This is a genomic window from Draconibacterium sediminis, from assembly GCF_000949475.1.
Lineage (GTDB): Bacteria > Bacteroidota > Bacteroidia > Bacteroidales > Prolixibacteraceae > Draconibacterium > Draconibacterium sediminis.
The window spans coordinates 1,998,094-2,012,151 of sequence record NZ_JRHC01000001.1 but is presented as its reverse complement, the minus strand read 5'-3'; the positions used below and the strand labels follow the sequence as shown (position 1 = coordinate 2,012,151).

The 14,058-nt window shown below is 41.5% G+C and carries 7 protein-coding genes; all 7 read right to left on the bottom strand.

Annotation, left to right across the window (positions count from 1 at the left end; translation table 11 throughout):
• Positions 1–9 precede the first annotated feature (9 nt).
• Complete coding sequence (locus LH29_RS07865) at positions 10–1,455, bottom strand: sulfatase (RefSeq protein ID WP_082063548.1); 1,446 nt, start codon at positions 1,453–1,455, stop codon at positions 10–12.
• An 84-nt stretch (positions 1,456–1,539) separates the two neighbouring features.
• The gene (locus LH29_RS07860) at positions 1,540–3,018 is read right to left on the bottom strand and encodes an arylsulfatase (protein ID WP_045027467.1); all 1,479 of its coding nucleotides are present in this window, start codon (positions 3,016–3,018) and stop codon (positions 1,540–1,542) included.
• 70 nt (positions 3,019–3,088) lie between these two features.
• Complete coding sequence (locus LH29_RS07855) at positions 3,089–3,973, bottom strand: DUF1735 domain-containing protein (protein WP_157493614.1); 885 nt, start codon at positions 3,971–3,973, stop codon at positions 3,089–3,091.
• A gap of 17 nt (positions 3,974–3,990) precedes the next feature.
• Entirely contained in the window at positions 3,991–5,781 is a 1,791-nt protein-coding gene (locus tag LH29_RS07850) for a RagB/SusD family nutrient uptake outer membrane protein (protein WP_045028990.1), read from the bottom strand.
• Between the two features lie 18 nt (positions 5,782–5,799).
• The gene (locus LH29_RS07845) at positions 5,800–8,868 is read right to left on the bottom strand and encodes a SusC/RagA family TonB-linked outer membrane protein (protein WP_045028988.1); all 3,069 of its coding nucleotides are present in this window, start codon (positions 8,866–8,868) and stop codon (positions 5,800–5,802) included.
• Positions 8,869–8,891: 23 nt separating this feature from the next.
• Positions 8,892–10,697, bottom strand: a complete 1,806-nt coding sequence (locus LH29_RS07840) for a RagB/SusD family nutrient uptake outer membrane protein (RefSeq protein WP_045027461.1) — start codon at positions 10,695–10,697, stop codon at positions 8,892–8,894.
• A gap of 19 nt (positions 10,698–10,716) precedes the next feature.
• The gene (locus tag LH29_RS07835; RefSeq protein WP_045027458.1) at positions 10,717–13,887 is read right to left on the bottom strand and encodes a SusC/RagA family TonB-linked outer membrane protein; all 3,171 of its coding nucleotides are present in this window, start codon (positions 13,885–13,887) and stop codon (positions 10,717–10,719) included.
• Between the last annotated feature and the right edge of the window lie 171 nt (positions 13,888–14,058).

Sequence of the window (14,058 nt, the reverse complement as noted above, 5' to 3'; positions counted from 1 at the left end):
CAAATCTAGTTATAAACTATTTTTTTGAATAGCTTCTTTCTCAAATGAAGCGTCATAAAACGGATTTGCCTTAGTTGGCAACGGAGCTTTTGTTTCTTTTAACCAGTCGTTTAATAGCCGTTCAAGTTCTTTTTTCACCTCCGGGTATTCATCAACAAGATTTTTTGTTTCCCCGATGTCAACGGCCAGGTTATATAACTCGAACGCCTGGTCCTCGTAATAATAATGCAATTTCCAGTTTCCCTTGCGAACAACTGAGCCCGGCCGAGTTCGAAACAGCGGATCGCGTGTTTCGTCTGCAATTTGTTTGTTGCCTTGCAGATAAATTGGGAAGTGGAAAAAAATGGGCCGTTCGGGGAGAAGTACTCCCCCCTTTAGCATTGGTATCAGACTATTACCATCTACAGGTTGATTTGTCTTAAACCCGGTACCAAGCAATTCTTCAAATGTCGGATAAAAATCGAGATTTGTTACAGGCATGTCGGTTTTACCGGAGCGAACAGTTCCCGGCCATTTAATCATCAATGGAACACGAATACCTCCTTCGTAATAAGATCCCTTTCCTGCTCGCATCGGATATTGTTTTGAAACGGAGAATAACCCACCATTATCGGAAGTGAAAACAATAAGCGTGTTATCCTCCAGCTTAAGTTGTTGAAGCTTTTTAAGTATTCGCCCGATATTATAATCCATAACTTCAATCATTGCCGCATAAGCGGGATTATCATGGTTCCCGGAAATTTTCTTTTTAATGTATTTATTTTTGATTGCCTGTTTGGGCTGAATAGGTGTATGTACCGTATAAAAAGGGAGATAAAGGAAAAACTTATTTCCCGAGTTGTTCTCTATAAACCGGATTGCTTCGTTGGTCAACCGATCGGTAAGGTATTCACCTTCGGGGGCAGAAATGTCAGGCACTTTGTAAGGAGCATAATAATTTTTTGGGTGTCCGTATCGTCCGCCACCAACATTCATATCAAACCCCTGCGTTGTAGGATCCTCGCCAATATGCCATTTCCCAAAATTACCAGTTATATACCCGGCACTTTTGAACATTTCTGCCATTGTAACAACACTGTCGGCAAGAAATTCAGTATTTTCAATTGGTACCAGTTTTCTGGTTTTTGCATTTCCGCGGTCGGATGGCGAAACCGTAAAAACACCTGTCCTGGGCGAGTTCATACCAGACATCAAACAGGCACGGCTTGGCGCGCAATTGGCAGCCCCGGCATAAGCGTTGGTAAAAACCAAACTTTCCGATGCCATTTCATCCAGGTTGGGCGTTTCGTAAAAATCACTTCCCATAAAACCGGTATCGGTCCATCCCAAATCATCTACCATTATAAAAATAACATTTGGGGTTTTGGTTATGCTGTTTTTATTAGAAACCGAACACGCCTGCAATAACAGAAATATGGTGCCCGCCAACAATCTAAAACATATTGATATTTTCATCAAATTAATATACATTAACTTTATACTATGACTTCAAATGGTCCCTTCATGCAGAAAGGTACATACCATAAACACCGACTCCGGTTAGTTGCCATTTAAAGTGTTCATGCTAAAGTTGAAATCATCAGAAGATATTCTTGCCCCATTCATGATGTCGCTTATCTTTTCAACGATATCGGGATATTGACTTGCGAGGTTTTCTTGTTCACCGATATCCTTTGCCAAATTAAATAACTGAATTTCGGGCGATTTCTTTCCTGCCAAATTATATTGTACCCCTTTCCAGTCGCCCATCCTTACTGCTTTCCGTCCGCCACGTTCATGAAATTCCCAGTACAGGTATTCATGTTTGGGCTGGTTTGCAGTATCGGCCAATAATTCTGGTAAAAAAGAAATTCCATTAGTTGACACATTTACCGTAACACCTGCCAACTCTGCAACGGTCGGCATCACATCCCAAAAAGCCGAAATATGATCGGAAACAGAACCTGCCTCAATTTTACCAGGCCAGGACACAATAAATGGTGTACGGATTCCTCCTTCATATAAATCACGTTTATATCCTCTCAGTTCTCCATTACTGTCAAAAAAATCAGGATCAGCACCGCCTTCCTGGTGTGGACCATTATCGCTTGCAAACATAATAATTGTATTTTCAGCAAGGCCAAGTTGATTCAATTTTTCAACAACTTGCCCGACATAAACATCGAGGCGGCTTACCATCGATGCAAATGTAGCACGTGGTTGTCTTTGTGAACAATATTTCCATATAACGAGGCTGTCGCCGTAATCAGCTCCTTTCGATCCCTCAAAAGCAATTTCAGAAAATTCTCCACTGTATTGTTGTAATAAAGAATCATCGGGTGAAATCAATTCAGCGTGCGGCAATATGTAAGGAATGAAAGCAAAAAAAGCAGTATCCTTATTGTTCTCAATAAATTCCAGGGTTGCTTCTTGAATAACGTCTTGCGCATAGCTCACGGTATTCTTCCATCCATTACCTTCTAAATATATTTTCTCCTGATTGTGCCAGATATACTCAGGATAATAACGATGCGCCATGCGCTGACAGTTATACCCAAAAAATTCATCAAAGCCCTGGTGGTTTGGATCGCCTTCAGATCCCGGATAACCCAATCCCCATTTGCCAAATGCCCCAGTAATATATCCGGCATTTTTCAATAGTTCGGCAATTGTAACTGATTCAGCCGGTAGTGGGGCCTGTCCTTCCGGTTGGACTTCCTTGTTTCCACGGATTGGTGTATGTCCTGTATCCTGCCCGGTTAACAAAGACGAGCGGGATGGAGCACAAACTGACGAACCACAATAATGCTGGGTAAATTTCATCCCGTTTTGGGCTAATTGATCAATATGGGGAGTTTTAATAATTTTTTGCTGATAACAACCAAGATCGCCATATCCCAGATCATCAGCCAGGATATAAATAATATTCGGGGTTTCTTTGTTAACCGTTTTGCTATCAGCAGTTTTTCCGGTAGGTTGACAGGCAGCAAGGAGAATTGCTGCCATAAACACCGGAATTATTTTACCAAAATTCATCATTCAGATTGTTTCTTTAAAATAATGGCAGAAGAGGAAGAACCTCTCCTGCCGTTAGAATTGGATATTTCTATTACCACTCTTCAAAGCGAAGATCCGCCTCCGGATCCTGTCGAAGAATCAAAGTATCTAAGGTATGGTAGAGTGTACCGGATTTTTCGAATTTATAGTCAAGAAAAAACGTTTTAGACTCCGAGTCATATACCGAATTATTCTCGGAAACATCAACAGCTGTTGTTGTAATCTCGACCGAGTTATCAGTGCCTACGGTTAAATCTATTTGTCCGTTTGTGGCCGCAGAAATTTTGTCTGTACTTATCGTATTTAAAGCAAGCGTAGAGAAATCCTTCGTCATATTTTTACTTAGATCCTTATTGCTAAAAACGACCGAATTTACCTGTGTTCCTGTTCCATCCAGCTCATATTCTACTCCTTTTGAGTAATATGTGCCATGATATGGGCTGATGTACTTCACCACAATAATGGAATAATCCATACCGGCCAAAACAGTATCAGTAGTCGCTTCGGTAACTCGAACCGGCAAAGCGTAAGTATTGGCAACTGCATCCGGATCGGCAGTAAAAAGCGCTTTATCCAACGTGAGTGTAACATCACCGATAAATTCTCCGGCCGATACTACAAATTCACCATCATCACTAAGTGTATAGTAATCAGTTGGGAGAAGCGTAAACTGGTCAGCTCCTTCAACTGTTTGAAGCAAGTTCGGATCGATTACATATTTCGCAGTTTCGGAAACGGTATTTTCTCTTTTGCCACCAAGAGCAACACCAAATTTAAATTGCATTACGTCTCTGGCCACTACTGTCCGTAGCGGTTTCTGAGTACCAAAGTATACTGCAGAATAATCGTAATCTTCCACGTAATCTTCGTATTCACTACACCCCCACAATAGTGGCAGGACCAGTAAACAATAAATAATATAATTTTTAATCTTCATAATTTTTGATTTTATGATTACCACCCTTTGTTATTCTTCATATTTGGACTTTTCAGAAGCTCACTATAAGGAATAGGCGTATAATAATATTTCATATCTGAGAATGGCCTGTCTTCAACAATAAGAGATTCGGCGTTAGGATTAGTACCAACATAGGTAAACATGTCGCCTGTTTTATTCACTGTAACTCCCTTAACCCCTTCATTAAGTGGCTGCAAAGTCCTTCTCAAATCGAAATAACGCTGATTCTCAAAAGCAAACTCAATCCTTCTTTCATTTAAGATCAACTCCCTGAACGCATCTTTTCCCTGAGCAGCAATTTCATCAAGATAGATATCATTATTCACACCAATTGATTTTTTCCTGATGTCTCTCATTATATCAAGTGCGCTACGGTCGGTACCCGGAACAACTGCTGTTGGTCCTACGGCTTCGTTTGCTGCTTCGGCCCAGTTATAATACACTTCTGCGCGCCTTAGCACGGCATGCATGTGAAAGTCGTTTTTCTTCTCGCCTACAATCAACATTCCGGGCTGGTTTGAAATCCACTTTCTCAGGTAATATCCAGTACGCGTATTTTTGTAGTCGTAGCCAGGCGCATCCAGTCCTGGTTTTCCACTGTCCTGGTCGAAATAAATTTCGGCACCACGGCCACCCTGCTCAACTGAAGCGCCGTTGTAAATTACGGTAAGGGCTAACCTGGGGTCCCTGTCCACATAAGGATTCTGCGGATCGTAATCGGAACGAGGATCTGTAATCGGGAATCCGTTGGAAGCCGGAAAAGCATCCACTAAATTCTGAGATGGATTGGTGTAACCATTACCCAAAAAAAATGGGGGCAAATTACGATTCTCCATACTGTTGTTGTTGTGGAATTTACGAAGCAGGTAATCATCGGGAGTGACATTTAAATTACCTCCGTACATCATATTTTCTTTTAAAGCTGAATAATTCCCCAACTGGCCATCAGTTACTGCCTGAAAAGCAAGTACTGCTGCACGCTCCCACTTTTGAATCAAATCGTCAGAAGAACCGGAATAACTGCTTTCGGGTTGATAAGCCGGGCTGGCAGCAAACAATGCCGCACGCGATTTTAATGCATAAGCCGTTTTTTGAGTTGCACGACCAATTTCGTCGCTGTCGAAACCATCCATCGAAGCATCGTACGCCATGGGTAAATAGGCAATGGCCGTATCACAATCCATCAGAATTTGCGCGATACATTCTTCGTAAGTATTTCGACGCAGGTTGGCAACGCTTTCTTTGTCTTCATCAGTTATTGTGCTGGTGCTAATTACGTAGCCCAGCGCTTCGCCGTCGGAAGCAACACCACCATAAACTTTCAACAGTTCCATTCCCCACCATGCACGTAAAAAATGTGCTTCGCCATATAGCCGCTCTTTAATGGCTTTATCAATGGCGGGATCGGAAAGCTTGTAACTAATAGTGTCTTCCAATCCATTCTCCAGGAATAAGTTAATATTCCTGAACTGGTCGTAGGCAGTACTCCAGTTACCTACCGGTTGGTTGGTTGCGCTAATGCCACCTAAAGCCATTTGATACATACTTGAACCAAAATCGTTGGTAACGGCATTGTCTGTAATTACATCTAAAAAATTGTTGCCGTAATTATCAAACTGCCCGGGAATATTGGCATACGCATTCAGCAGCACACCCTCGGCCTTGTATGGAAGGCCCCATGTCCATTCGTCACCATAGCGGTCGTCCAGTTTGGTGTCAAGAATATCATCACAACTAAACAATCCGAGAAACAATGACAAAATGGCTAAATATTTAATGTTTTTCATAATTTCCATTTTTCGTGATTAAAAAGATACTGATACACCTGCCGCAACAGTTGTCATTACAGGATAATTGTTAACGCCGGAATTCATTGCTTCCGGATCTAAATCTTTCATTTTCGATAGTACTAACAAATTGTTTCCCCTGGTATAAACCTTTATGTTTTTGGCCACAGCCGTTGGTTCCTTAAAAGTGAATGTATAACTCAGCTCAATGTTTTTCAAACGGAAAAAACTGCTGTTTACCAACCAAAAGTCGGAACCTGCAAAATCATTATCAGCCTGTGTTGTAGTTAAAGCAGGAGAAACACCTTCGGGATTGTTTACCGGATGATACCTGTCTAAAGCCAAAACCGAGTATTTCCCATTCCCAGCGTTGCGGAAGTAGGCATTGTCCATCCAGGCATCAACACCTAATTCTGAGGTCCCCAGAACATAAAGTCCCCATCCTTTGTATTTCAAATCAACATCAACTCCTAAACTTGTTCTGGGGAAATTATTGCCAATTTGGCTCCGGTCACGGTCATCAATCACCATATCGCCGTTCAAATCAGCATAGGCTAATGATCCAATACCATATTTTCCAAATGTTTGCTGTGGAGCACCGGCCAGCGCAACATCTTTCCCGTAAATACCAAGCGACTGGTATCCCATAATAGCATCAGTTGGAAGACCAATTGTGCTCCTATACTGGTCGGGATATTCAACTTCATTCCCTTTTACCAGCTCATTTTTCACATAAATCATGTTAGCACCCAACGAATATTCAAAATCGCCTTTCCGTTCAGTCCATTGAATTTCCGCTTCTATTCCGCTGTTTTTTACTTTCCCCCAATTGTAGTAGGGGAACAGACCTCCGAAAATGGCGCTGTGCTCCGCACTTACTTTTTGAATGATATCATATCTAAGTTCATTAAAGTAGTTCATCGTAAAACTTAACTTGTTTTGTAACAAAATGGCTTCAACACCAATGTTAAGTTCCCTTGATTTCTCCCAACCCAGATCAGGATTCCCTATCAGGTCTAAGGTTGTGCGGGTAAGGCCGTTGGTATTACGCTCTGCGAAACTAACGTTTCCATTATTATACCATCTGTTTTCGTATAGGAAATGACTTGTGGCTGCATCGTATCCCAGCACTCCCCAACTTGCTTTAAGTTTTAAAAAGTCCACAACATCTGATTGCTCCATGAATGTTTCTTCAGACATGATCCATGCTGCGCCAATGGCATAGGCCATTTGGGTCCGGTTACCTTCTACAAAGCGATTACTGCCCATTAGTGCCAAATCAAGTTCGGCAATGTACTTGTTGCTATAACTGTAATTGGCCCGCAGAAAACTATTTGAGTTAGTAATGTCCTGATCGTAACCGGGAACTTGTTTATTAAAGTACATTAATCCCAGGTCTGCATTCAGTGAATGCCCTCCAAATGCCCGGTTGTAATTGAATTGTCCGTTGATACCTGAGTTACGGATATTACTGCTTGTAGAAAGTGTATAATCGGTATTCCTGTTCTCTGTCTGCGTTTTTACAAAAATTAGCGAATCCTGTCCCGAAGGGCCGGTAATCCAACGTTGGGCATAGGTTGGTGCCTCCTGATTTAAAACCCTGGTTCCCGTAAAATAATTATCGAAAGTGATAAAAGTTTTGGCGGTCAGTCCTTTTGTTAATTCATCAAGATTAAATTTCATACCGAAATTCACCTGCCCATTTAAATAATTTTCATGCGTATCACCAAAAGCCAGAGCTCCATAAATGTTACCTGCCCTGTCGAAACTTCCGCCCAGGGTTGGAAACTTCTTCGACACCGGTGCATCTTCATGTTCAATAAAAACAGGATATTCATTTGGTCGGTGGGTACTTAAACGGGAAAAAGTTTCTGCATGGTTTATCCCTCCGGTTTTCCAATAATCGATGCGTCCGGCAACCCCCATAAAGGCACTTACGGCATCGGTAATTTTTACATTGAGATTCCCCCTGATATTGAACCGGTTTTTAGCCGGTTGAGCCCCTACATCCTGCAAGCCTGAGTATCCGAGATAACCTAACACAACCGCATATTGTGAAGCGTCGTTACCTCCCATAAATTCCGTAGTTGCTTTTGTATAGTTTACATTGTCCCTGAGGTAATAATTGTAGGCATCTACGTTTGGGTAGAGTAAATCATTTGGTCCCTTACTGTTTTGATAGCCTTGAATATCAGCATCGGTATAATAAGGCACCAGACCGTCATTTTTCCTTGCTTCATTATAAAGAACAGCATAATTATACGAATCCAGAAATTCAGGCATCCGGCTCGGAGTCCCAATACCATAATCCAAACTCACATTGATCTCTTTTTTATGGCTTGTTCCCTTTTTAGTAGTCACGTATATTACTCCGTTTGCGGCTCGTGGCCCATAGAGGATTTTAGCGGTTGCATCTTTCAACAGTTCAATTGTTTCAATTTCTTCTGCCATTAAATCATCTATAGGGCGTTCAATACCATCCACAACCGTAATTGCTTCATTTTGTCCGTCTCTGTGCAGTCCGCGAAGAAATAAACTGGCAGGATTGTTTGCCATTCCTCCGGTATTCGTTCGGGCAATCAGTCCCATTCCTTGTCCCTGAAGCGTGTTGCTTAATTCAGGCTCCAATTGAGATTCCAGTTGCGCACCCTGAATCGTTGTTACCGCCCCAACAATGTTACGGCGATATTCCTGAACCTCCATTGGTAAGGTTACCCGATCTTTTTGCCCCATATAAACGGGGGCAACTGCTAAAGAAATTTGCGAAGGAACAACTTCTCCTGTATTTACATTAATCATCTTCGTTTCATAGCCAAAGGCCTCAATCAGAAGTACAGAACCTTCGCTTACTTTAAGCGAAAAGGCTCCTTTCTCATCGGTATATATTTGGTTGGCACCTTCGTTGGCAACAACCAAAGCGTCTTTTATGGGCATTCCTGCCTCATTGGTCAAAACAGATGCCACTTCAATGATTGCTTTCTTTGCACGCTTACCTTTCCCCTTTTGGGCAAAAACCGGATTGGTAAACAATATTGCAAATATCATTATCATTGAAAGTTGGTATGTTATTTTGCTATTTTTTTTCATTTGTCTGCTATTTTGAATGATTTCTACCAACCAGGGTTTTGTTTAAAATTAGACAACTGGAACTCGTGGTCTCTGGATATCGGATACCAATAGTGCTTTGTATCAAACACACGTATTTCGGAATCAACATCCTTTACACTGTAGGTAAATTCTTTTTGTGACACGTCTTTTTGTCCCGGTGTAGTATCAATTGCTTTAATTCCCTTTATAGGATAGGTGTCGCTAAACAAGTCTTTTGCTATCATCCAGCGACGAATATCAAACCACCTATGATTTTCAAACATGAGCTCAATTCCCCTTTCGTTGCGAATACGATCGCGGAATAAATCTGCTGAACCGGTAAATTGAGATTGAACCCCGGGCATTCCAACCCGGTTACGAACTGCGTTAATAGCTTCTACCGCTGTCATACCATAGTTTTCAGGATCTGAATTGGGGCCGTAGGCTTCATTCATTGCTTCGGCATAATCAAGATACAACTGGGTAGTACGAATATATATAGCATTGTAGTTGTATAAACTATGCCCGTTGGTATATCCGTTTGCTTCGGGCCACCACCACTTAATACAAAGGTATCCGGTTGGCACGCTACGTGTATAGTTTGAATTAAGATCCCGTCCACCTTCCCAAGTTTCCAGGTACATCGTTTTATTCTTGTTGTCTACACCGTAATCTCTTCCGGGGTATAAAATATTATTATAAAAACGAGGGTCTCTGTTGGTAAATGGACTGGCTGCATGCTCCGGATTATTCCAATCAAACGGAGTTCCATCGGCTAGTTCGAACATATCAACCAGATTTTGTGAAGGGGTTGTAACTGCCCATCCCCAGTTACCGTTTCGTTTTGAAAAGCGAATATTCTGGAAATGAATTGGGATATCCGGATTCCTATTTTTACCTGTTGAATTGAAATACCAAAGCGATTCCGCCCCTACAAACCCTTCATGATAAAAGATGTGTTCGTAAGGAACGCCATTGGTTATATCTTTTTCCGGATATTTGTCTTTGATATATTTCAAGGCATCGTATGCACATTTCGCTGCAGTTTCGCTCCACTGTTTATTATACCCATGATTATCGATTACCCCAACCGGGTTATCCATTAGCGGGCTGGCTGCATAAATGGCTGCCATCGATTTTAAGGCCAATGCAGCAATTTTTGTTACACGCCCTGTGTTAGCAGCATCCCATTCTTCAGGTAGAAGTTGAAATGCTTCGTCGCAGTCGGACATCAGCCACTCGGTAGATTGCTGGTATGTCAAACGTTCCATATCCAGTTCATCGTCCACTTCATAGATTTTATCGAAAACAGGCATTCCTCCCCACCTCCTGATAATTTCAAAATAATTCCAGGCACGCATAAAGTAAGCCTGACCGAGTAGCAAGTCTTTTTCGCTGTCGGTAATACTAACTATTTCAGGAACTTTGGCTATTATTTTATTCGCAACTCGGATACTATAAAAGGCATTTGTTATAATGGCCCCGTTTTCACCACCAATTCCTCCGTTGTCATAACCAACCTCAGATGCTCCACCACGGTTATACCAGTCTCCAGTGTTCATAATATTACGAATTGCGGCACCATAGGTACTGGCGGCAAAATCGCTCATTGCATCCACATGGTTACGTTGCAGTCCTTGTCCGTTCCAATTGGAATAATTGTTCTCTAATGCTTTGTAGCAGTTATCTAGAAATCCCTGAGTAGACAGGTAGTTTTCGAATACATCCCCTTCTGAAATTTCCAATTCCGGTGCCAGGTTTAAAAAATCCTCGCAAGAACTTAGCCCCAGTATGAGCAGGAATGCAAATATTAAAGTTATATATCTCATAATTTATTATTTAGCAAATTTAAAATGAAGCTCTTACACCCAAATTATAACGTCTCACTATCGGATAAACACTCGTATTTCTTGTTTCCGGGTCTAACCTCTTGTCAAGTTTGGTCCAGGTAATCAGATTATTCCCGTTACAATACAATTCAAAATTCTCAAATCCGAATTTCTGAATAAAGCTTTTCTTAAACTTATAGCTTATTTCGACGTTTTTTAGCCGCAGGTAAGAAGCATCCTGATAGGAAAAAGTACTTGCAGACTGGCTATAACCAGAGATAGTTCCCAGTGAGTGAAAAGCAGGTTTTTCAGCATTAGCTGCATTCTCCAAAGTCCAGCGGTTCATAACATCCGGACCGGATTTGAATACCCCCTGTTCTCCACCAAGGTTGTCATACAAAATAGTATTTGGTAACAACTTGCTTACGTTAGTAACTCCATAAAACAAGGTATTAATTCCCCAGCCTTTATACTGTGCACCAAGTTGTAAGCCATAAGTTGTCCCCGGGTATTGAAGGTCTTTAACAACAACCTTGTCTCCATCCTCATCAATTACACCATCTGCATTATAATCGATAAACATAAAATCACCAGGAATCAGGTTGCTTTGCAATGTCCGGTCATTAGGAACAGCACCGTTGAAAATATCGTCAAGGCTTTGATAATAGTCTGCAACCAAATAACGGGATTGCCACCCGATAGGTTTACCTGCCTGACGTTGATAGTTTTCAGCATTTGCACCATCGTTACGGAATACAATCCGGTTGTCGTTAAGGGCAATATTTCCTTTAACTGAGTATCTGAAATTTGCTCCTATATTTTCACTCCATCCTAAATCGAATTCAAGTCCATGGTTTTTTGTTTCACCAATATTACCTGTAGCCGACTTCTGCACATACCAAAGAGGAGACCAAACATCCATAAGAATGTTTTCGCGTTTTTCTTCGTATAAATCCAGGCTACCACTAAGTTTTTCAAAGAATGTAAATTCAAAGCCTAAGTTTTCTTTGGTGGATACTTCCCAAGTAAGGCTTTCGTTAGCGGCCGGGCCTTCATTATACAAAGGTCCGTAATTAGTGCGATTATAATCTCCAAAACTTACATTGCCTCCACTGTTAAAGTTTTGCAGATAGGCAAAACGTTGCCCCTCAGACAAACGGTCCATACCCGACTGTCCGTAAGAATACCTTGCCTTCAGGTTGGTTAACCATGATCCGGCTATTTCTTTTACCAAAGGTTCTTCTGAAATACGCCAACCAATAGTGGCAGAAGGAAAGAACCCGAAACGGCTGCCCGGGGCAAAGTTTTCGGAACCGTTGTAAGCACCATTAATCTCGGCCAAATAACGTTCTTTATAATTGTAAGTAACACGGCCCACCCAGTCTTCTTGTCGACGTGGAATGCCAAATGTATTGGAAGAGCCACCCAGTAAATATTCATTTTCACGTCGGCTGAAAAGCGCCAAAGCTGTAACTGTATGCACCCCAAAAGTTCGGTTATAATTTAAGGCCAATTCGTAGTATAAATGTTTTCTGAAACCTCCGTTCAACATATAATCATAGACCGCCCCAGGATTCGGTGACTGAAAATCATCATTTTGCCAGCGGGTTTCAACATAAGGATAAGTCCCGTTGGAGTTCAGTTGCGAATAATCATAAATCCGCGAAAAAGCGATTTGAGACTGCTCGCCAAAGTTACCGCCTGAATACCGTTGTATACGTGAGGCCGTATTTGATTCAGAATTATATGAAACCGAGAGTTTGGTACTTAAACCTTTTGTTACAAAATCAAGGTCTTGCTTGAGTTTAAAGTCATAATACCCTTCATAGTATTTATAGGTCCGTTGCCCCATATCAAACAAGGCAACCAGATTACCTCCTCCTGCAAAATCGACACCATAAGTTCCATCGCTCCACCGAATAGGAAACAAGTTCTGGCTTGCACCATACAATTGCGCAAAAAACTGATCTTGTCCGAAACCATCTTCACCTTCGCCGTTGATGCGGTAACCGGTTTGATTCCGGTTGCCTTGCGACCCGGAAATATTTACACTAAAGGTTGTGCTTTTAGTAATGGAGAAGTCAAAGTTCGCTCTCCAGTTATATCTTTTATAGTTAAATGAAGGATCAAACAATTCATTTTTTTTGGTTTCAAAAATGTCCCCATCATTTAAATACCCTAAGGAAAGGAAGTATTTCATAAAATCGCTACCTCCCCTAACGTTGATATTGTAATTCTGCTGATACCCAACATCTTTTACCATCGTTCCCCACCAGTCTACCTGGGGAAACTCATCGTTGTAAGGGCCATAGTTTCCAGTGGCAAAAGCACCTTCCCATGCACTGATAGTCGATTCGGGGATCATATCAGACCATCTTTTATCGTTGGCTAAAGCTTCGTTCCAAGCTTTCATCGACGACACATAATCGGCAAAATCAGGCTGTGCAGTAGGTACTTTAAAGCCAAAATTGGCAGAAAAACTAACCACTGGCCGGTCCAGGGTTCCCCTCTTAGTAGTAATCAGGATAACTCCATTTGCACCCTTAACACCAAACACAGCTGTAGCCGAAGCATCTTTTAATACTGAAATGTTTTCGATTTCATTCGGATCCAATTCATTCATGTTCCGCTCCACTCCATCAACAAGAACCAGGGGGCCACTATTCTGCCAACTGGCCTTTCCCCGAATCAGGATCTCAGCTGAACTGGCACCTGGCTTTCCGTTATCCACTATCGCGGTAACACCCGGCATAATTCCCTGGAGGGCTTCCGAAACAGTGTTAGGGCTTCCCACTTTCAGCAAATCTTCTCCTTTAGTTTGCGAAATAGCCGCTACAGAAGATGCTTTCTTTTGAACGCCGTAACCAACAACAAGAACCTGGTCAAGTTCGGTTGTTTCGCTAACCAACTGAATTTTTAACGATGTTCTCCCTTCTAATGAAACTTCTTGTGATTGGTAACCCATAAAGGAAATTACCAAAATTGAGTTAGGAGCTGTTTCTAAGGTAAAATTACCATCCAGGTCGGTTACTGTACCTATTAACTGATCAGCCTCCGATCCTTTTACGATTACTGATGCCCCGGGAAGAGACCCCGATTCATCAAACACAATACCGCTGACGGAAATCTTTTGTGCCCAACCCACTGTTGTTATGAGGCATAATAAAATAAAAAATCCAAGTCTTTGCATAAGATTTGATTAAGTTTTTAAAAATGATTTTTCAAACTCAAATTTATTTTATCGACCTACCAATCATTACTCATATACATGCAAAAATTAAGAATGATTCGCCAATACAACAAACTACTGATTATCAATACTTTTTGAATCATCTTGAATTTTACACCAGAATAAAAGAAG